General features: G+C 66.5%; 14 protein-coding genes and 1 other RNA gene. 7 read left to right on the top strand and 8 right to left on the bottom strand.

Translation table 11 applies throughout. The features are described from left to right. Positions 1–7: 7 nt before the first annotated feature. The gene (locus AC1DO7_RS18585) at positions 8–961 is read right to left on the bottom strand and encodes a LysR family transcriptional regulator (protein ID WP_441612728.1); all 954 of its coding nucleotides are present in this window, start codon (positions 959–961) and stop codon (positions 8–10) included. A gap of 130 nt (positions 962–1,091) precedes the next feature. Between AC1DO7_RS18585 and AC1DO7_RS18580 the strand changes: the two genes are divergently transcribed. From AC1DO7_RS18580 to AC1DO7_RS18565, 4 genes are all read left to right on the top strand, one after another. Continuing rightward, positions 1,092–2,357, top strand: a complete 1,266-nt coding sequence (locus AC1DO7_RS18580) for a D-amino acid dehydrogenase (RefSeq protein ID WP_441612542.1) — start codon at positions 1,092–1,094, stop codon at positions 2,355–2,357. 167 nt (positions 2,358–2,524) lie between these two features. Next, entirely contained in the window at positions 2,525–3,445 is a 921-nt protein-coding gene (locus AC1DO7_RS18575; protein ID WP_441612541.1) for a glutamate/aspartate ABC transporter substrate-binding protein, read from the top strand. A 268-nt stretch (positions 3,446–3,713) separates the two neighbouring features. Then, on the top strand, positions 3,714–4,511 hold the full coding sequence (locus tag AC1DO7_RS18570) for a transporter substrate-binding domain-containing protein (RefSeq protein WP_441612540.1): 798 nt from the start codon (positions 3,714–3,716) through the stop codon (positions 4,509–4,511). A gap of 77 nt (positions 4,512–4,588) precedes the next feature. Next, on the top strand, positions 4,589–5,197 hold the full coding sequence (locus AC1DO7_RS18565) for an amino acid ABC transporter permease (RefSeq protein ID WP_441612539.1): 609 nt from the start codon (positions 4,589–4,591) through the stop codon (positions 5,195–5,197). Between the two features lie 136 nt (positions 5,198–5,333). On the opposite strand, the gene cphA (AC1DO7_RS18560) is transcribed toward AC1DO7_RS18565, so the two are convergent. Together cphA (AC1DO7_RS18560) and cphA (AC1DO7_RS18555) are read right to left on the bottom strand one after the other, a co-directional pair. After that, the gene (gene cphA, locus AC1DO7_RS18560; protein ID WP_477116423.1) at positions 5,334–7,907 is read right to left on the bottom strand and encodes a cyanophycin synthetase; all 2,574 of its coding nucleotides are present in this window, start codon (positions 7,905–7,907) and stop codon (positions 5,334–5,336) included. A gap of 41 nt (positions 7,908–7,948) precedes the next feature. Next, on the bottom strand, positions 7,949–10,585 hold the full coding sequence (cphA, locus tag AC1DO7_RS18555) for a cyanophycin synthetase (RefSeq protein ID WP_477116422.1): 2,637 nt from the start codon (positions 10,583–10,585) through the stop codon (positions 7,949–7,951). 237 nt (positions 10,586–10,822) lie between these two features. On the opposite strand from cphA (AC1DO7_RS18555), the gene AC1DO7_RS18550 reads away from it, so the two are divergent. Next, positions 10,823–13,114 (top strand): cyanophycin metabolism-associated ABC transporter, encoded by a 2,292-nt coding sequence (locus AC1DO7_RS18550; RefSeq protein WP_441612536.1) that lies wholly within the window; start codon positions 10,823–10,825, stop codon positions 13,112–13,114. Positions 13,115–13,127: 13 nt separating this feature from the next. Beyond that, on the top strand, positions 13,128–13,646 hold the full coding sequence (locus AC1DO7_RS18545) for a cyanophycin metabolism-associated DUF1854 family protein (RefSeq protein ID WP_441612535.1): 519 nt from the start codon (positions 13,128–13,130) through the stop codon (positions 13,644–13,646). A 43-nt stretch (positions 13,647–13,689) separates the two neighbouring features. Here the strand turns inward: AC1DO7_RS18545 and AC1DO7_RS18540 are convergent, their stop codons facing one another. The 5 genes from AC1DO7_RS18540 to ompA all read right to left on the bottom strand — a co-directional run bounded on the left by AC1DO7_RS18540 (position 13,690) and on the right by ompA (position 17,721). Then, complete coding sequence (locus tag AC1DO7_RS18540) at positions 13,690–14,547, bottom strand: hypothetical protein (RefSeq protein WP_441612534.1); 858 nt, start codon at positions 14,545–14,547, stop codon at positions 13,690–13,692. Positions 14,548–15,089: 542 nt separating this feature from the next. Next, positions 15,090–15,448: a transfer-messenger RNA gene (ssrA, locus tag AC1DO7_RS18535) on the bottom strand. A 76-nt stretch (positions 15,449–15,524) separates the two neighbouring features. Beyond that, positions 15,525–16,199 (bottom strand): phosphoglycolate phosphatase, encoded by a 675-nt coding sequence (gene gph / locus AC1DO7_RS18530; RefSeq protein ID WP_441612533.1) that lies wholly within the window; start codon positions 16,197–16,199, stop codon positions 15,525–15,527. A gap of 2 nt (positions 16,200–16,201) precedes the next feature. Continuing rightward, positions 16,202–16,951, bottom strand: coding sequence for a bifunctional 2-polyprenyl-6-hydroxyphenol methylase/3-demethylubiquinol 3-O-methyltransferase UbiG (ubiG, locus tag AC1DO7_RS18525; protein WP_441612532.1), 750 nt, complete (start codon positions 16,949–16,951; stop codon positions 16,202–16,204). Between the two features lie 110 nt (positions 16,952–17,061). Further along, positions 17,062–17,721, bottom strand: a complete 660-nt coding sequence (ompA, locus tag AC1DO7_RS18520; protein ID WP_441612531.1) for an outer membrane protein OmpA — start codon at positions 17,719–17,721, stop codon at positions 17,062–17,064. Between the two features lie 458 nt (positions 17,722–18,179). Between ompA and gyrA the strand changes: the two genes are divergently transcribed. Further along, a partial coding sequence (gene gyrA / locus AC1DO7_RS18515) for a DNA gyrase subunit A (protein WP_477116421.1) occupies positions 18,180–20,016 on the top strand: 1,837 nt, incomplete at its 3' end.

Below are 20,016 nucleotides of genomic sequence, written 5' to 3'. Positions count from 1 at the left end.
GCAAGCGCTATTTCGGGACATGCTCCAAGCTGACCGCGGGCGCCTCCAGGCGCACGGGCAGCGTCGCCGCGAGTTGCCGTGCGGCGTCGGCGAACTGCGCGCACATGTCGTCGGCCAGGCTGGAACTGCCCCTGTGGCTGGCGCGCAGCGCCTGGATCTCGAACGCCAGCGCCGGCTTCACCGCATGCAGCGAGACCTGTCCGGGATTGGCGCCAAGCGCCGTGTACTGGTCGAGCAAGGTCAGGCCGAGGCCGGCATCGACCAGCGCCAGCGCCAGCGAGTAGGTCTGGACTTCCAGCATCGAACGCGGCTCGAGCGCATTGCGCGCCAGCGTCTGGCGCACCAGCAGGCCGAGCGAGCTGTTGTCGTCGTAGGCGATGAACGGACGGTCCACCAGTCGCTGCATCGGCACGTCGGCGCGCCGCGCGCGGGTCGACAGCGGTTCGCCGCGCGGCACCGCCAGCAGCATCTGTCCGCTGGCCACCGGTTCGCTGGCGATGGCCTCGTGGCGCGGCGGCGCGAAGGCGAAGCCCAGATCGATCTGGTTGGCCAGCAAGCCTTGCACGATCTCGTCGGTATGGTGGGTCAGCACCTGCACCTGCGTGTCCGGGTGGCGCGCGCAGAAGCGGCGCACGGCGGGCACCAGCAAGGGGTTGGCCAGGCTCGGCGTGGCGGCCACCCGCAGCCGGCCGGCACCTTTGTGGCGCAGGCTTTCCGAGACGCGCCGCACGCGTTCGATCTCGCCGTAGAGCCGTTCGACGTCGCCGTAGAGGGCATTGGCTTCCGGCGTGGCCTGCAGCCGGCCCTTGATGCGCTCGAACAGGCGGAAGCCGAGCGTGGCCTCGGCGTGCTGCAGCACGCGCGTCACCACGGGCTGGGACACGTGCAGCAGGCGCGCTGCCTCGCTGACGGTGCCGGTCAGCATGACGGCGCGGAAGACCTCGATCTGGCGCAGGCGCATCGGGACGGACGGGTACCTGGGAGCACCCATAGCCTAAAGACATATTCTGGCACGTATTCGCATTGGGCAAGCCGGCCGGGCTGGGCTACGCTGCGCGCATCGGATCGGACGGCAGCGGAGCAGGCAGGCAATGAAGGTTGTGATCGTGGGCGCGGGGGTGGTGGGGATGAGTACGGCCTGGCGGCTGGCGGCCGAGGGGCACGAAGTGAGCGTGCTCGAACGGTGCGCCGGCCCGGGCGAGGAAACCAGCTTCGCCAACGGCGGGCAGCTCAGCTACAGCTATGTGGCGCCGCTGGCCGGGCCGGGTGTGCTGGGCAAGGTGCCGGGCTGGCTGCTGCGCGCCGATTCGCCGATGCGCTTCCGGCCTTCGCTGGACCCGGCGCAATGGCGCTGGCTGGTCGCCTTCGCGCGCGCCTGCAACGCGGCCACCAGCGAAGCCACCACGCGCAAGCTGCTGCGGCTGGCCTTCTACTCGCGCGACCTGATGCAGGCTTTCGTCGACAGCGAGCCGGCGGACTTCGGCTTCGCGCGGCGCGGCAAGCTGATCGTGCACCGCGAAGCCGCCAGCTTTGACGCGGCCTGCCGCCTGCTCGACTACCAGGCCAGCCTGGGCTGCGAACAGCAGGCGCTGGACCGCGATGCCACGGTGGCGCTGGAGCCGGCGCTGGCCGGCATCCGCGGCGACATCGCCGGCGCCATCTACACGCCCAGCGAGGAGGTGGCCGATTGCCATCGCTTCTGCCTGTCGCTGGCATGGTTGCTGCGAGACCGTCCCGGCGTGTCGCTGCGCTTCGGTACCGATGTGCAGGGCATCGAGCGCCAGGGCGAGCGCGTCATCGGCGTGCGCACCGGCAACGGCATCGAGCAGGCCGACGCGGTGGTGGTGGCCGGCGGCATGGGCAGCGTGGCGCTGCTGCGCCCGCTGGGACTGCGTGCGCCGCTGTGGCCGCTCAAGGGCTACAGCATCACCGTGCCGATCCGCGACGGCGCCACCGCGCCGCACATCAGCATCACGGACTTCGCGCGCAAGATCGTCTATGCCCGTATCGGCAATACGCTGCGCGTGGCGGGCATGGCCGACCTGGTGCGCGGGGATACCGTCATCGATCGCAGTCGCATTGCCACGCTGGCCGGCGAGACCGGCGCGCTGTTCGGCGGCATGGCGCGGGACGCGGCGATGCCGGAGCTGCTGCAGCCATGGACCGGACTGCGCCCGGCCACGCCGAGCGGGTTGCCGCTGGTGGGGCAGTCGCGCCTGCGCGGGCTGTGGCTCAACATTGGCCACGGCGCGCTGGGCTTCACGCTGGCGATGGGCAGCGCGGGCCTGCTGGCCGACCTCCTTGCCGGGCGCAAGCCGGCGGTCGAGGCCGGGGATTTCAGCGCGGTGCTGGCGTGAGCCGGCCGGGCATCGAGGGTAGATCACAGTTGCACAGACATTGCGCCGCGTAGTCATATAGCCGCGCGGCCATGGCGCAGCAAATCGCGCAGAAGTACCGCAGCACAGGCCGGCAAGCGGCCTGGCAACGACACGAGCCGTCCCTTCAACCCAAGGAGAAAAACGAGATGAAACTGCACGCACGCCTGCCCCGCCTGAACAGGATTTCCCGCTGCCTGCTGGCGGCCGCCATGCTCGCGGGCGCCGCCGGCGCGGCCAGCGCCGACGACGGCGACACGCTGCGCAAGATCAAGGACACCGGCGTGATCTCGCTGGGCTACCGCGAGTCGTCGATCCCGTTCTCCTATACGAACGGCAAGGACGTGATGGGCTATTCGCACGAGATCCTGCTGCAGATCGTCGACAAGGTAAAAGCCCAGCTGCAGATGCCTGGCCTGCAGGTCAAGCTGATCCCGATCACCTCGCAGAACCGCATCTCGCTGATGCAGAACGGCACCATCGATATCGAGTGTGGCACCACCACCAACAATATCGAGCGGCAGAAGCAGGTGGCGTTTTCCAACAGCCTGTTCGTCTATGGCCTGCGCATGCTGACCAGGAAGGACTCGGGCGTGAAGGACTTCCCCGATCTGAAGGACCGCAACGTGGTGACCACCGCGGGCACCACCGACGAGCGCCTGCTGGTCAAGATGAACGGCGAGAAGGCCATGAACATGAACCTGATCAGCACCAAGGACCATGGCCAGTCCTTCCTGATCCTGGAAAGCGGCCGCGCGGTGGCCTTCGTCATGGACGAGCCGCTGCTCTACGGCGAGCTGACCAAGGCCAAGAGCGCCGGCGACTGGACCGTGGTTGGCACGCCGCTGCAGACCGAGAACTACGCCTGCATGTTCCGCAAGGACGATCCTTCCTTCAAGAAGCTGGCCGACGACGTGATCGCCGGGCTGATGACCAGCGGGCGTGCCGAGCAGCTCTACAAGAAGTGGTTCCAGTCGCCGATTCCGCCGCGCAATATCAACCTCAACTACCCGCTGTCCGCCGACATGAAGGATCTGTACGCCCATCCGAACGACAAGGCGTTCCAGTAAGCGGGCGTCCGGGCGAAGAGGGCAGGGCGGAGGGCACGGACCAAGGCGCGGACCAAGGCGGGGATGAAGGCAGGGACGAAGGCAAGGACGAAGGCAAGGACAGGCAGGGCGAATCGTTATTGCTGAGCGGCGCGGAGTTGCGGTAGGCTCCAAGCCGGACTACGCTCCTATGTGGGCCGCAATCGCGGCCGGCATGCAAGGGCGGACGGTATTCGCCGCGGGTGGCGCGGGCTCCGGTTGCGCGCTGCCTGTTCTGACTGGAGATTTTATGCGATCACTTCGTACCGGCTGCCTGCGGGCATTGTTCGCCGCCGCGCTGCTGGCGACCGGCGCCGCCGCCCAGGCCGCCGACCTGCTCGACACCGTGAAGCAGGCCGGCGTGCTGAGGATCGGGCTCGAGGGCACCTATCCGCCCTTCAACTACCGCGGCACCAGCAACCAGCTCGAAGGCTTCGACGTCGACGTGGCGAAGGGCGTGGCGACCAAGCTGGGCGTCAAGCCGGAGTTCGTCACCACCGAGTGGAGCGGAATCATTGCCGGGCTGCAGGCCGGCAAGTTCGATGTCATCGTCAACCAGGTCGCGGTGACACCGGCGCGCAAGCAGGTGCTGGACTTTTCCACGCCCTACGTCTACTCGGCGGCGCAGCTGATCCAGCGCAAGGACGACAAGCGCCAGTTCAAGTCCCTGGACGACCTCAAGGGCAAGAAGCTGGGCGTGAGCCTGGGCAGCAACTACAACGAGCTGGCCAAGTCGGTGGCCGGCATCGACGTCAAGACCTATCCCGGCGCGCCCGAGTACCTGCGCGACCTGGCCTCGCAGCGCGTGGACGCGGCGCTCAACGACCGCCTGATGATCGGCTACCTGATCAAGACCTCCAACCTGCCGCTGCGGCCCGGCGCCATCGTCGAAGGCGGCAGTTCCGAGGTGGCGATCCCCTTCCGCAAGGACAATCCCAGGTTCGCGCAGGCCATCGACCGCGCGCTCGACGACATGCGCAAGGACGGCTCGCTCGGCAAGCTGTCGGCGAAGTGGTTCGGCAGCGACGTGACCAAGCCAGTCAAGTAAGCGGGCGGCACCTCCTGCCTTAGTTCATGTCCGCTCTCCAGCTCGTCGTCGATTCGCTGCCAGTGCTGATGTAGGGCATGCTGCTCACCATCAAGTTCGCGCTGTCGTCGATGGCCTTCGGGCTGGTGATCGGCATCGTGGTGGCGCTGATGGGCATCAGCCACCGGGCCGTGCCGCGCGCGATCGCGCGCACCTATGTCAGCCTGATGCGCGGCACGCCGCTGCTGGTACAGATCTTCGTGGTGTACTACGGGCTGCCYGGCATCGGCATCGCGCTGGAGCCGACACCGGCAGGCGTGCTCACGCTCAGCCTGAACGTGGGCGCGTATCTTTCCGAGAGCATGCGCGGCGCCATCCAGGGGATCCCGCGCGGCCAGTGGCTGGCGGCCTACAGCCTGGGCCTGACGCAGGGCCAGACGCTGCGCTACGTGGTGGGCCCGCAGGCCCTGCGGCTGGCCGTGCCCAGCTTGTCGAACAGCCTGATCAGCCTGATCAAGGACACCTCGCTGGTGTCGGTGATCACGGTGACCGAGTTGCTGCGTACCGCGCAGGAAGTGATCGCGGCCACTTACCAGCCACTGCCGCTCTATCTTGCGGTGGCGGCCATCTACTGGGTGCTCAGCACGGCGCTGTCGCAGGTGCAGCGGGTGCTGGAGCGGCGCTTGTCGCTGCCGGGGCGGCACTAGGCGCTGACTGCCCGGGCAAAGAAAAAGCCAGCCCGAAGGCTGGCTTTTTCTTTGCCGGCGATACCACGGAACACGGAAGGCAAGTTTTTCTCCCCCTCTCCCATTTCATGAAAGAGGGGCAGGCGTGCCGTGCACCCTACGCCGCTTCGCCGATGCGCTTGGCGATATGGTCAAGCGCCTCTTCCACCTGGTCCACCAGGATCAGGCACAGGTCGCCGGGCTGCAGGTGCTCCAGGGCGGTATCGATGGCGAGGAATTCCCCCCGGATCTCTTGCACCGCGCTGGCGCGCTTTGCGCCCTCCAGGCCTTCGCGCAGCAAGGCCAGCACTTCGCCGTCTTCCCGCCCGCGCTGGCACTGGTCCTGGTACAGCACCACCTGGTCGAACACGCCGCCGAGGATTTCGGTCTGGCGGCGGATGTCGACGTCGCGGCGGTCGCCGGCGCCGCTGATCACCACCGAGCGGCGCTTGGCCGGCATGCCTTCGATGGCGTCGCACAGGGCCTGGATGGCGTCCGGGTTGTGGCCGTAGTCGGCGATCAGGGTGGCGCCCTTGTAGTCGAACACATTGAAGCGCCCCGGGGCGGTGGCCGCATCGTTGACGAAGGTGGCCAGGCCACGGCGGATCACTTCCCAGTCGATGCCGAGCGCCCATGCCGCCGCGGTGGCCGACATGGCGTTCTCGACCTGGAAGCCGATGGCGCCGCCGCGCGTGAGCGGGATGGAGGACAGCGCGAGGCGGACCTGGGTGTCGCCCTCGGCGGCCACGATATGGCCGTCCTCGACGAACACCACACGCTTGCCTTGCGCGCGGTGCGTGGCCATCACGGGGTTGTTCGTGTCGGCGGTGAAGAAGGTCACGGAGCCGGGGCAGGCATCGGCCATGCGCACCACCATGGGATCGGCCGCGTTGAGCACGGCCATGCCGTGCGGCGCCACGTTCTGCACGATGACGCTCTTGAGCACGGCCAGGTCTTCCACGGTGCTGATGTAGGACAGGCCGAGGTGATCGCCTTCGCCCACATTGGTGACCACGGCGACGTCGCAGCGGTCGAAGGCCAGGCCTTCGCGCAGCAGGCCGCCGCGCGCGGTCTCGAACACGGCGGCGTCCACGTCCGGGTGCATCAGCACATTGCGCGCGCTGCGCGGGCCGCTGCAGTCACCGGTGTCGATGCGCTCGCCCCTGATATAGACGCCGTCGGTGCCCGTCATGCCCATGCGCAGGCCGCTGGAGGCGAGCAGGTGGGTGATCAGGCGGACCGTGGTGGTCTTGCCATTGGTGCCCGACACCGCCACCACCGGGATGCGGCCGTCGTCGCCGTCGGCGAACATGGTGGAGATGATGGCTTCGCCAACCGCGCGGCCTTTGCCGTAGGACGGCTGCAGGTGCATGCGCAGGCCCGGCGCGGCGTTGACCTCGACGATGCCGCCGGCCTGTTCCTCGAACGGCTTGAGCACGGTTTCGCAGACTGCGTCGACGCCGCAGATATCGAGCCCGACCATCTGCGCCGCGGCCACGGCGCGCGCGGCCATGTCGGGGTGCACGTCGTCGGTGACGTCGGTGGCGCTACCGCCGGTGGACAGGTTGGCGTTGTTGCGCAGGACCACGCGGGTGCCCTTGGCCGGCACCGAGTCGGCGGTCAGGTTTTGCTTGGCCAGCGTAGCCAGCGCGATATCGTCGAAACGGATCTTGGTCAGCGAGGTGGCGTGGCCCTCGCCGCGGCGCGGGTCGCGGTTGACCTCGTCGACCAGTTCGCGCACGGTGTGCCTGCCGTCGCCGGTGACCTGCGGCGGATCGCGGCGGGCGGCGGCAACCAGGTGCTTGCCSACCACCAGCAGGCGGAARTCGTGACCGGGGATRTAGCGCTCGACGATCACGTCGGAGCTGATGTCGGCGGCAACCTCGAAGGCAGCGGTGACTTCCTCGCGGGTGCGGATGCGCACGGCCACGCCCTTGCCCTGGTTGCCGTCGCGGGGCTTGACCACCACCGGCGCGTTGATTTCCTGGGCCGCGGCMCAGGCTTCGTCGGCATCCGTCACGGTGCGGCCCAGCGGCACCGGCACGCCGGCGGCGTGCAGCAGGGTCTTGGTGAGGTCCTTGTCCTGCGCGATCGATTCCGAGACCGCGCTGGTCATGTCGGTCTCGGCAGCCTGGATGCGGCGCTGCTTGCTGCCCCAGCCGAACTGCACCATGCTGCCCTGGGTCAGGCGGCGGTAAGGGATGCCGCGAGCCACGCCGGCATAGACGATGGAGCCGGTGCTCGGCCCCAGGCGCACATCCTCGTCGAGCTCGCGCAGGCGATGCAGCGCATCGGCAAGGTCGAAGGGCATGTCGTCGCGCGCGGCGCGGCACAGCGTGGCGGCCAGTTCCAGCGCGAGCCGGCCGACTTCTTCCTCGCTGTACTGGACCACCACCTGGTAGGTGCCGGGTTCGACCGTGGGCGCGGTGCGGCTGAAGCTGACCGGGCAGCCGGCTTCGGCCTGCAGGCGCATCGCCGCGCATTCGAGCGCGTGCGCCAGCGACACCACGCCTTCGTTGTCGTCGGGCCGCAGCGGACCGACTTCGGGAAAGCGCGCGCGCAGGCGCTCTTCGAAGCCAGGCAGCTGGGCCAGGGTGTGGGCCTCGTCCGAACACGAAACGATGGCTTCGATGGCGGTGTGGCGGCACCACAGGTTGGGGCCGCGCAGGGCCCGGATACGTGAGACTTCCATGAAATCAGTTTCCTCTTGGATCCGTTCTTCTGCGGTCCGGATCAGGCGCGGCGGCCCGGCTGGCCCATCCACTGGTGGACCAGGTCGATCGTCGGCAGGGTCGAGCCTTCGTCGCACTGCAGGACCAGCAGGTCGCCGGCCACCACTTGTGCGAGCGCGGCCTCGATGGCCTGGCGGCGCGAGCCTTCGTCGATGATCTTGGTCACGCGGYGGCCTTCGTACAGGCCTTGCTTGAGCAGCGCGCGCGCCTCGGCATCGGGCAGGGGGCTCTCGACGGAGCGGTCCTCGCACAGGAAGACGCGGTCGAACGAGGCGCCCAGCACCTTGCCCTGCTTGACCATGTCTTCGTCGCGGCGCCGCAGTCCGGCGCCGTACGCCACCACGCGGCGTTCGGTCGGGAAGCGCTCCAGCGCCGCCACCAGCGCTTCCAGCGCGGGGGCGTTGTGGGCGTCGTCGATCACCACGATGGCGCCGTTGCGCTCGAACAGCGTGAAGCGGCCCGGCACGTCCACCTGGCCGACGTCGAAGGTCACCACGCCGGCGCGGATCAGGTCGTGCGAGATGCCCAGCGCCCAGCCGGTGGCCACTGCCGCCAGCACGTTCTCGACCTGGAAGGCCACGCGCCCGGCATAGGTCAGGGGGATGGCGGCGACATCGGTCAGCGGCGTCTCGCGGCTGCCGGTGGCCAGCACCACCTTGCCGTCGCGCACATACACGGTGCGGCGGCCGGCCGCGCGGTGCGCGGCGATGGCGGGCAGGTCGGCCGAGAGGCCGAAGAAGATCACGTCGCCATCGCACAGCTCGGCCATCTCGACCACCAGCGGGTCGCGCGCGTTGAGCACGGCCACGCCGCCGTCGAGCACCACGTCGACCTGCGTGCGCAGCACGTTGTACATCTTCTCGACTTCCTCGACGTAGTACTGGCCGAGGTGGTCTGGCACGTCGATATTGGTGACCACGCCGACCTGGCAGCGGTCATAGGCGAGGCCTTCGGAGAGGATGGCGCCGCTGTCGTTCTCGAGCACGGCGGCATCGACCGCGCGGTTCATCAGGATGCGGTGCGCGGCGTCCCAGTTGGCGCAATCGCCGCCTTCGACCCGGCGGCGGTCGAGGTAGAGGCCGTCGCTGCAGGCCAGGCCGGTGTGCTTGCCGGACAGTTGCAGCAGGCGCGCCACCAGCTTGGCCACCACGGTCTTGCCATTGGTGCCGGTGATGCCCACCACCGGGATGCGGCCGTTGTCGTCGCCTTCGCCGGCGGGGAACAGGTGGTCCACCACCGCGCGCCCGACCGGGCGCGCTTCGCCGTTGGAGGGCTTGAGGTGCATCAGCAGGCCGGGGCCGGCATTGACCTCGACGATGGCGCCGCGCTGCTCGGCCAGCGGGCGCGAGATGTCTTGCGCCACCAGGTCGACGCCGGCGATGTCCAGGCCCACCACGCGGGCGGCCAGCGAGGCATGCGCGGCCACGCTCGGGTGCACGCGGTCGGTCACGTCGAAGGCGACATTGCCGTTGCGCTGGATCAGCACGTGCTTGCCTTCCGGCGGCACGGAGGCGGCGTCGTAGCCCTGGCGCTTGAGTTCGAGGCGCGCGGCGGAATCCAGGCGCACCTTGTTGAGCGGGTGGTCCTCGGTGCTGCCGCGGCGCGGATCCGAATTGATCTGCAGCTCGATCAGCTCGTCGATGGTCGACTTGCCGTCGCCGGTCACGCTGGCGGTCTCGCCCATGGCGGCGGCGACCAGGCGGCCGCCCACCACCAGCAGGCGGTGTTCGTTGCCGAGCACGAAGCGCTCGACGATGACGCCGCTGCCTTCGTCGATGGCCACCGCATAGGCGGTCTCGACTTCTTCGCGCGTGGTCAGGTTGGTGAACACGCCGCGGCCGTGGTTGCCGTCATACGGCTTGACCACCACCGGCACGCCGATGTCCTCGGCGGCGTCCCAGGCGTCGGCGGCACTTTCCACCAGGCGGCCTTCGGGCACGGGCACGCCGCAGGATTCGAGCAGGCTCTTGGTCAGGTCCTTGTCGCGCGAGATGCTCTCGGCGATGGCGCTGGTGCGGTCGGTCTCGGCGGTCCAGATGCGGCGCTGGCGGCTGCCGTAGCCGAGCTGCACCAGGTTGCCTTCGGACAGGCGCAGGGCGGGGATGTCGCGGTCATCGGCGGCATCGACGATGCAGGCGGTGCTCGGGCCCAGGCAATGCCGGTCGACCAGGCGGCGCAGGTGGTCCACGGTCTCCTGGACGTCGTAGGGACGGTCCTCRATGGCAGCCATSACCAGGTCGCGSGCGGYGAACAGGGCGGCGCGGGTGACKTCYTCGTGCCAGGCCCGCACGATCACCTTGTAGACGCCGCGGATCGGGGTCTCGCGCGCCTTGCCGAAGCCGCCGGGCATGCCCGCCAGGTTCTGCAGTTCAAGCGTGACGTGTTCCAGGATATGGCCCGGCCAGGTGCCTTCCTTGAGGCGCTGGAGGAACCCGCCGCGCTCGCCGATGCTGCAGCGGTGCTCGATCAGCGAGGGCAGCCAGGTCGACAGGCGTTCGTAGAATCCCGGGATAGTGTTGGAGGGAAAATCCTCCAGTTCCCCGATATCGACCCACGCCTCCAGCACGGGCCGATATGTCCACATATTCGGGCCGCGCAGCGACATGACATCGAAAATCTCAATGTCCTTCTTTTTCATTGATTTAGCTTGAGGCAGTGGGCGAGTGCCCGAGAAATAGAAGCCTAACCTTTCACTAACGTTACAACGGTCAGCCGGTTGACTTTCTTGATTAAAAAGCGATTGTGCAATGCATCAGGACGCCCGTGCGTTTGGCCTTATGTATACTGCGGGCAAATTGACGGGCCGCCAGAGCGTGCCCGCCCTAAATTGTTTCAAGTTATGTCCATGCCAGGGACGCAGCATGCCGTGCCAACGATGACCCGACCTTCCTTGCCCGCGATTGATACCGACGCCCAGAACGAACCGTGGCGCAACGAACTCGGCACCCGCCTGGTGCCCGGCGAGGCCGTGCTGGCCTGGCTGGAGGTGGATCTCGACGCGAGGCTGCATTTTACCCAAGGCTGGGTACTTGTGACGGATCGTCGTCTGCTGGCACGCACGCCGGGCCAGGATGACTGGCAGGAATGGGCCATCGAGGCCGGATTATCGCTGCATCACATCGATCATGCCGGCGTCGGCACGCTCGAACTGCAGGGCGCCGGGCGGGTGCTGGCCAGCTGGCGCTACACGCTGGGCCACAACCCGGCCGCGCTGCGCCTGATCGACCAGTTCCATGCCCAGCGCGACCTCACGCAATCGGGCCGGCTGGGGCTGGCCGGTGCCGAGACCGAGAACATCTGCCCGACCTGCAAGGCGCCGCTGGCGCCGGACGACGAACAATGTCCGCAATGTAGCCGCGACCTGGAAACGCCGCCTTCGACGTGGGCACTGCTGCGTTTGTGGCGCTTTGCCCGGCCGTACCGCTTCGAATTGCTGGCCGGTTTCCTGCTGACGCTGCTGTCGACGGCCGCCACGCTGGTGCCGCCGTACCTGACCATGCCGCTGATGGACAATGTCCTGATTCCGTACCAGAACGGCGTGCCGATCGACCATGACCGGGTCAAGCTCTACCTGGCCGGCCTGCTGGGCGCCGCGCTGGTGGCGTGGAGCCTGGGATGGGCGCGCACCTACCTGCTGGCGCGCGTATCCGAGCGCATCGGCGCCGACCTGCGCACCACCACCTACGAACACCTGCTGCGCCTGTCGCTGGAGTATTTCGGCGGCAAGCGCACCGGCGACCTGATGGCCCGCATCGGCTCGGAGAGCGACCGCATCTGCGTGTTCCTGTCGTTGCATCTGCTGGATTTCGCCACCGACGTGCTGATGATCGTCATGACGGCGGCCATCCTGATTTCCATCAATCCGTGGCTGGCGCTGGTGACGCTGGTGCCGCTGCCGTTCATCGCGTGGATGATCCACCTGGTGCGCGACCGCCTGCGCCACGGCTTCGAGAAGATCGACCGGATCTGGTCCGAGATCACCAACGTGCTGGCCGATACCATCCCGGGCATCCGCGTGGTGAAGGCTTTCGCCCAGGAAAAGCGCGAAGTGGAGCGTTTCCGCGAGGCCAACCGACACAACCTGGCGATCAACGACCGCGTCAACGCGGTATGGTCGGTGTTCACGCCGACCGTCACGCTGCTCACCGAGATCGGCCTGCTGGTGGTGTGGATCTTCGGCATCTGGCAGGTGTCGCATAACGCCATCACGGTCGGCGTGCTGGTGGCCTTCCTGACCTATATCAGCCGCTTCTACACGCGCCTGGATTCGATGAGCCGCATTGTCTCGGTCACGCAGAAGGCGGCCGCGGGCGCCAAGCGCATCTTCGACATCCTCGACCATGTATCGAGCGTGCCGGAGCCGGTGCGTCCGGTGCACCTGGAGCGCGTGGAAGGCGCAATCGAGCTGCGCGACCTGGGCTTCCGCTATGGCAACCGTGCCGTGATCCGCGGGCTCAACCTGTCGATCGCGCCGGGCGAGATGATCGGCCTGGTGGGGCACAGCGGTTCGGGCAAGAGCACGCTGGTCAACCTGATCTGCCGCTTCTATGACGTCTCCGAAGGGGCGATCCGCGTCGACGGCGTGGATATCCGCTCGCTGCCGGTGTCGGAGTTCCGTCGCCATATCGGGCTGGTGCTGCAGGAGCCGTTCCTGTTCTTCGGCACGATTGCCGAGAACATCGCCTACGGCAAGCCGGGCGCGACCCGCGAGGAAATCATCGGCGCCGCGCGCGCGGCCCACGCGCACGAATTCATCCTGCGCCTGCCGCACGGCTACGATTCGCTGGTGGGCGAGCGCGGGCAGGCGCTGTCCGGCGGCGAGCGCCAGCGCATCTCGATCGCGCGCGCGCTGCTGATCAACCCGCGCGTCCTGATCATGGACGAGGCCACCTCGTCGGTGGATACCGCCACCGAGAAGGAGATCCAGAAGGCGCTGGACAACCTGGTGCAGGGCCGCACTACCATCGCCATCGCGCACCGCCTCTCCACGTTGCGCAAGGCGGACCGGCTGGTGGTGATGGACCGCGGGCAGATCGTGGAAGTGGGCGGGCACGAAGAGCTGCTGGCCCGCGAAGGCGCCTACTACAAGCTCTACCAGGCGCAGGCCCGCAATGTCGACACCGACGCGGACCAGGATCTCGATACCGCCGAAGCGGTCAACGTGTAAGCAGGCGGCACTCATGCAGAAACACGAGCAGCAAAACGATCAACACGCCGTTCAACAAGCCGTTCAACAAGTCGATTTCAAGCTCTCCCGCAATGCCTTCGGCCGCCTGGTGATGACCATGGCGGACGGTGTCGTGCACGAAGGCGTGGTACCCGTGCGCGCGTTCCCCATTGCCGCGCCCGACGACGGCGTGGGCATGATCAGTACCGATGGCCGCGAGCTGGCCTGGCTGCCGCGCCTGGACAGCTTGCCCGCGCCGCTGCGCGAGCTGATCGAGGCCGAACTGGCCAGCCGCGAATTCATGCCCGAGATCCGCCGCATCCGTTCGGTGTCGACGTTCGCCACGCCCAGTACCTGGGAAGTCGAAACCGATCGCGGCATCACCTCGCTGGTGCTGCGCGGCGAAGAAGACATCCGCCGCCTGGCCGGCTCCACGCTGCTGATCTCCGACAGCCACGGCATCCACTACCTGGTACGCAACCTCACCGGCCTGGACAAGGCCAGCCGCAAGATACTCGACCGCTTCCTCTGAGCGCGCCGCCCGCGGCGCCGTGCATGCGGCCGGCAGCTGGCGCTCAATGCTTGCCGGTGAAGATCACGCCGGCCTGGCGGTCTGCGCGCATGGCGAACAGGTAGAGCTGGCCCAGGGTCGGCAGGCTGTGCGTGGTGGTCGGATCGTAGTAGGCGATACCCGTCATGGTCGTATTCGGATAGCGGCACGGCGCCGCGCCGAACTGCAGGTTCACGTTGTAGACCTTGCCCTGGCGCCGTGGCGTCGCGGTGCCGGTGAAGGTGCAGCCCGCGCCGGCGCTGACAGTGATGTTGCCCGTGGCATCGATATGCATGGCGATGCCGTCCGAACGCATGCCGGTGGTGTCGAGTGCCACCGCATTGCCCGCGTAGTCGCCTTGCAGCCCGTCGACGGTGGCGATGTAGTTGTAGTCGGTGCTGTAGTTGGCGGTGAACGATGTCTTGCGGGCGTTGCGGTAGGTCAGCTGCGTCTGCATCAGCGAACTGGGCACGAAGCGGCCGGTGAAATCGGCTGCCGCGAGGTTGTAGCCGGCAGCCTCGAGATTGAAGTCGAGCCCGTTGTTGTTGGTGGTGAGCGTATCGGCGTTGGTGCTGTAGTTGCCGGTGATGACGCCCATCGGTACGTCGGGTACGCCCGGGGACGAGTAGAAGATGTAGAAGGCGTTCTCGTCGAGCACGAGCACATTGACCCGCTGCCCATCCGGGGTAAAGCCGTTGAAGATGCCCGTGCCGATGGCATTGGTATCAGGTGCTGCCGGCACGGCCGGCGTGGTGGGCGTGGTCGGGGTCGTCGTGGCGGCCGGGGGCGTGCGTACCACCGCCAGCCCGCTATCGTTGTCGCCCGATCCGCCACATCCTGCGAGGGTCAGCGCGATCCCTGCAGCCCCGAAGATTCTCTTCATGTTGTCCGTTGCCCGTTCCTGTGTGCCGGGGCAAAGCCGACGCCGCCAGCCGGTCGAAAAAAATATCGACTGTAACAGATGATTACAATTTGCCGGCGAAGGCGGGGGATAGGGGACGGACCGGCAGGGCGCCGCCATTTTCGTGCGGCGTCGGCCAAAAGAAAGGCGCCCGCACTGGATGAGGCAGGCGGGCGCTGGAGGGATGCTCCGGAACGGCCGGTTTAAGGCAGGCCGGAAGGCCGACCCGGCTGGTATGCCGGGATGGCCTGGGGAGATCATGCCCCCTTCGCCAGCAAATGTGAATCAGACGACTCTCATTGTGCTGGGAAATTTTCGGCGCCGCGGGCGGCGGTGCGCGATGGCCTGCGACATGATGCCGGCACGATAGGGTGCCGGACACGGGGTGCCAGATATGGGGCCGGATATGGGCCCCGATATGGCGTCTACCATGGCCCCCGATTATGTCGGCCCCAAAAAATAAAACCCCGGGGATACGATCCTCGGGGTTTTGCATGATCCCGGCAATAACCGGAATCGAATATTGGTGGAGCCGGCGGGAATCGAACCCGCGTCCGCAAGCCCTCCACAGAGAGTTCTACATACTTAGTTCTGTCATTTGATTTAACCGGTGCATCGCGGACGAACACGCTCTACAACGACGAGTCACTAGATTTTCGTCCCCGGGTTCGTGACTCACCTGGGGCTTATCTGACGTAAATGACCTCGCGTAGTCTTGCGACTCTAGCCCGTCAGCGAGCCAGTGCGAGGACGGCCGCAATTAAGCGGCCAGTGCGTAACGTTCGTCGTTAGCAGTTATTGCATTCCCATTGATTAACGAGGTGACGGGTCCTCGGTATGCCCTCCACTGCTTTGTAACCCACGTCGAAACCAGGTCGGCCCCGTGTGAACAGTGTCAAGGAGTGGAATTGTACTCCGTTGTCGACCCGGCGTGTTGTCCCGCACGCGGCGCGTCGTCTCTATCGGCGCCGCGCGGCCGGTGTCAGCAGGGCGATCAGTTCGCTCGGATGGCGCACCAGATAATCGGCGCCCCATTCTTCGGGCGGCTCGCCTTCGCCGCAATAGCCGTAGGCGGCCGTGATGGTGGCCATGCCGGCCGCCTTGCCGGCCTGGATGTCGCGCAGGTCGTCTCCGACATACACGCAGCGCGCCGGCGCGACGCCGCTGACTTCAGCGGCGTGCAGCAGCGGGGCGGGATGAGGCTTGGCGTGCGGCGTGGTGTCGCCGCTGACCACGGCCGAGGCGCGCGGCGCCAGGCCAATCGCGGCCACCAGCGGGGCGGTGAAGCGGGTGATCTTGTTGGTGACGATACCCCAGCGGATGCCGGCCGCCTCGAGCGCGTCCAGCACCTCGCCCATGCCTTCGAAGAGATGGGTATGCACGGCGATATCCGCCTCGTAGTAGTCGAGGAAGGTATCGCGCAAGGCGGGAAACTCGGGGTCGGCGGGGCTCTTGCCGAAGGCCGCGCCGATCAGGCCCCGTGCGCCGTGCGATGCCACCGGGCGGAGCTTTTCATAAGCCACGGGCGGGCGACCGTGCTCGGTGACCAGCCGGTTGGCCGCCGCGGCGAGATCGGGGGCGGTGTCGGCAAGGGTGCCGTCGAGATCGAAGAAGACTGCGTCGAATGTCTGCATGTTCAGGCGGGCCGGCGGAATGCCATCAGGTAGTTCACGTCGGTGTCGCGGCCCAGCGAATAGACCTGGGTCAGCGGGTTGTAGCTCATGCCGCGCATCTCGATCAGCTCCAGGCCCGCATTGCGGGCGTAGCGCGCCAGTTCCGACGGCGTGATGAACTTGTCGTAGTCGTGCGTGCCGCGCGGCAGCATCTTGAGCACGTATTCGGCGCCGACCACGGCCAGCAGGTAGGCCTTGAGGTTGCGGTTGATGGTGGAGAAGAACACCGTGCCGCCGGGCCGCACCAGCGTGGCGCAGGCGCGCACGATGGACTGCGGGTCGGGCACATGTTCGAGCATCTCCATGCAGGTCACCACGTCGACGCTGGCGGGCATGCGCGCGGCAAGCGCTTCGGCGGCGATCTCCTCGTAAGTCACGGATACGCCGGACTCCAGGCTGTGCAGGTCGGCAACCCGCAGCGCCTTGGTGGACAGGTCGATGCCGCGCACGGTGGCGCCGCTGCGCGCCATGCTCTCGGCCAGGATGCCGCCGCCACAGCCGATGTCCAGCACCTGCTTGCCGTTCAGCCCGGCAATGCCGTCAATCCAGTCCAGGCGCAGGGGATTGAGTTCGTGCAGCGGCTTGAACTCGCTTTCCGGGTCCCACCAGCGGTGGGCCAGTTCGCTGAACTTGTCGATTTCCCGGGCGTCGGCATTCTTGCCGAGCAGGGTGGTTTCAACGGTCGGGTGGTGCGGCGGGGAGATCTGCGTCATGGGGTTTGGCGCGCGGCCGGTGCGGCAGCGAGAAAGCGGAGGGTATGCTGCACTGTATCAAAAAAAAAGCCCAGCTTGCGCTGGGCTTTTCTTCATCGGAAAGAATCCGATTAACGTGCGCTGCGGGTGCCGACCACTTCGACTTCCACGCGGCGGTTCGGCTGCTGGCAGGCGATTTGCGCCTTGCGGTTGCCCTTGCACGACTTCGGGTCAACCTTCAGCTGACGCTTGCCCTTGCCTTCCGTGTAGACACGGTTGGCTTCCACGCCCTTGCTCACCAGATAGGCCTTGACGGCTTCAGCACGGCGGATCGACAGGCGATCGTTGTACTTGTCCGAACCGAACGAGTCGGTGTGGCCAACGGCGATGATGACTTCCAGGGTGATGCCGGACAGCTTGGAGCCCAGGTCGTCCAGCTTTGCCTTGCCTTCGGGCTTCAGCACGGCCTTGTCGAAATCGAACAGGGTGTCAGCAGCGAACGTGACCTTCTCGCTGGAAACAACCGGAGGAGCAACCGGAGCCGGCGGCGGAGCTACCGGAGCGACCGCCGGAGCCAGGGCGCCGTCGCACAGGGCGTTGGCCGTGGCCGGGGTCCACGAACTGTCGCGCCAGCAGAGCTCGTTCGTGCCGTTCTTCCACACGTACTCGCTCGTACCGTTGCCCCAGTTATCGTTCACAGCCTTCTTTTCGTAGGGGACGGACTGGGCTTGAGCGGATGCAGCCATTACTGCGGTAGCTGCAACGAGCGCGAGCTTGGCAAATTTTTTCATATTTCTCCTCTCAGGATGAGATCACCGCAGGGTTACTGCGAGCAAATGGACGGAAACAAGTCATACATTCTTCGGAGTATAACATTCTCGATGCGGTGTATGCTCCACTTCGAACAATGTCTGGCTCTTCGCTGGGGAATTGTGCCACAAGGGTCGTTTCCTAAGAAGTAAATATATTCGATTCCATCAATGGGTTTTAGGCCTGTGGTGTTTGTGCAACATGGCCCTTGCGATGCCCGCAAACCCTTGCCTGGCCGGGCTTGCAGGTTTTTGGTCCCGCTTCCGGGCGGCGCTTCCGGGCCCCGCCGGAGGCCCGGAACCGGGGGTTGCCGCAGCCGCGGGGGAGGGGTGCCGGGCATGTTAGAATGCCACGTTGCCCAGCTGTCAGACGCCGTCCCGGCGAATGGCGATTCACATGGGCGCCTTCTGTTTAAATTCGCCGCATAACCCACGCCGCAATGGATCAATTCGCCAAAGAAACCCTTCCGGTCTCCCTAGAAGAGGAAATGCGCCGCTCCTATCTCGATTACGCGATGAGCGTGATTGTCGGGCGCGCGCTTCCCGATGTGCGGGATGGCCTGAAACCGGTACACCGGCGTGTGCTCTATGCGATGCATGAGCTTAACAACGACTGGAACCGGCCGTACAAGAAATCGGCGCGTATCGTGGGGGACGTGATTGGTAAGTATCACCCCCACGGCGACACCGCTGTGTACGATACGATCGTCCGCATGGCGCAGAATTTTTCGCTGCGATACATGCTGGTCGATGGCCAGGGTAATTTCGGCTCGGTGGACGGTGATAACGCCGCCGCGATGCGTTATACCGAAATCCGCCTTTCCAAGATTGCCCACGAGATGCTGCTGGACATCGACAAGGAAACTGTCGATTTCGGGCCGAATTACGACGGCTCCGAAAATGAGCCGCTGATTCTGCCGGCGCGCATCCCCAATCTGCTGATTAATGGCTCGTCGGGTATCGCGGTGGGTATGGCCACCAATATTCCCCCGCACAATCTCAATGAGGTCGTCGACGGCTGTCTGCACCTGCTGCGTAATCCGCAGGCCACGGTGGACGAGCTGATCGAGCTGATCCCGGCGCCGGACTTCCCGACCGCCGGCATCATCTACGGCATCCAGGGCGTGCGCGAGGGCTACCGCACCGGCCGCGGCCGCGTGGTGATGCGCGCCAAGACGCACTTCGAGGATATCGACCGCGGCCAGCGCCAGGCGATCATCGTCGACGAGCTCCCCTACCAGGTCAACAAGCGCACGCTGCTCGAGCGCATCGCCGAGCTGGTGACCGACAAGAAGGTCGAGGGCATCTCGGATATCCGCGACGAATCCGACAAGTCCGGCATGCGCGTGGTGATCGAGCTCAAGCGCAACGAAGTGCCGGAGGTGGTGCTCAACAATCTCTACAAGCACACCCAGCTGCAGGACACCTTCGGCATSAACATGGTGGCGCTGGTCGACGGCCAGCCGCGCCTGCTGAACCTGCGCCAGATGCTGGAGTGCTTCCTGTCGCACCGGCGCGAAGTGGTGACCCGCCGCACCGTGTTCGAGCTGCGCAAGGCGCGCGAGCGCGGCCACGTGCTGGAAGGCCTGGCGGTTGCGCTGGCCAATATCGACGAGTTCATCGCCATCATCAAGGCTGCGCCCACCCCGCCCATCGCCAAGCAAGGGCTGATGAACAAGGCGTGGGATTCGAGCCTGGTGCGCGAGATGCTGGCGCGCGCCGAAGGCGATACGCCGGGCGGCCGTGCCTCTTATCGTCCGGATGGCCTGCCCGCCATCTTCGGCATGCAGGCCGACGGCCTGTACCGCCTGTCCGATTCGCAGGCCCAGGAAATCCTGCAGATGCGCCTGCAGCGCCTGACCGGCCTGGAGCAGGACAAGATCGTGCAGGAGTACCGCGACGTGATGGCGGTGATCTCCGACCTGCTCGACATCCTGTCGCGCCCCGAGCGGATCAGCACCATCATCGTCGAAGAGCTCACCGCCATCCGCACCGAGTTCGGCGACCTGCGCCGCTCGCACATCGAGCTCAACGCGACCGAGCTCGATACCGAGGACCTGATCACGCCGCAGGACATGGTGGTGACGCTGTCCCACAGCGGCTATATGAAGAGCCAGCCGATTTCCGAGTACCGCGCGCAGAAGCGTGGCGGGCGCGGCAAGCTGGCTACCACCACCAAGGAAGACGACTGGATCGACACGCTGTTCGTGGCGAACACGCACGACTACATCCTGTGCTTCTCGAACCGCGGCCGGCTCTACTGGCTCAAGGTGTACG

The organism is Cupriavidus sp. 05N40 (assembly GCF_056397305.1).
The sequence above is the reverse complement of the archived record's forward strand: the minus strand, read 5'-3'. Positions and strand labels throughout refer to the sequence as shown.

Excerpts from the sequence above, each read along its gene's own strand:
- AC1DO7_RS18585 (WP_441612728.1), bottom strand. The coding sequence starts at position 961 with ATGCGCCTGCGCCAGATCGAGGTCTTCCGCGCCGTCATGCTGACCGGC.
- AC1DO7_RS18580 (WP_441612542.1), top strand. The coding sequence starts at position 1,092 with ATGAAGGTTGTGATCGTGGGCGCGGGGGTGGTGGGGATGAGTACGGCC.
- AC1DO7_RS18575 (WP_441612541.1), top strand. The coding sequence starts at position 2,525 with ATGAAACTGCACGCACGCCTGCCCCGCCTGAACAGGATTTCCCGCTGC.
- AC1DO7_RS18570 (WP_441612540.1), top strand. The coding sequence starts at position 3,714 with ATGCGATCACTTCGTACCGGCTGCCTGCGGGCATTGTTCGCCGCCGCG.
- AC1DO7_RS18550 (WP_441612536.1), top strand. The coding sequence starts at position 10,823 with ATGACCCGACCTTCCTTGCCCGCGATTGATACCGACGCCCAGAACGAA.
- AC1DO7_RS18545 (WP_441612535.1), top strand. The coding sequence starts at position 13,128 with ATGCAGAAACACGAGCAGCAAAACGATCAACACGCCGTTCAACAAGCC.
- AC1DO7_RS18540 (WP_441612534.1), bottom strand. The coding sequence starts at position 14,547 with ATGAAGAGAATCTTCGGGGCTGCAGGGATCGCGCTGACCCTCGCAGGA.
- gph (WP_441612533.1), bottom strand. The coding sequence starts at position 16,199 with ATGCAGACATTCGACGCAGTCTTCTTCGATCTCGACGGCACCCTTGCC.
- ubiG (WP_441612532.1), bottom strand. The coding sequence starts at position 16,951 with ATGACGCAGATCTCCCCGCCGCACCACCCGACCGTTGAAACCACCCTG.
- ompA (WP_441612531.1), bottom strand. The coding sequence starts at position 17,721 with ATGAAAAAATTTGCCAAGCTCGCGCTCGTTGCAGCTACCGCAGTAATG.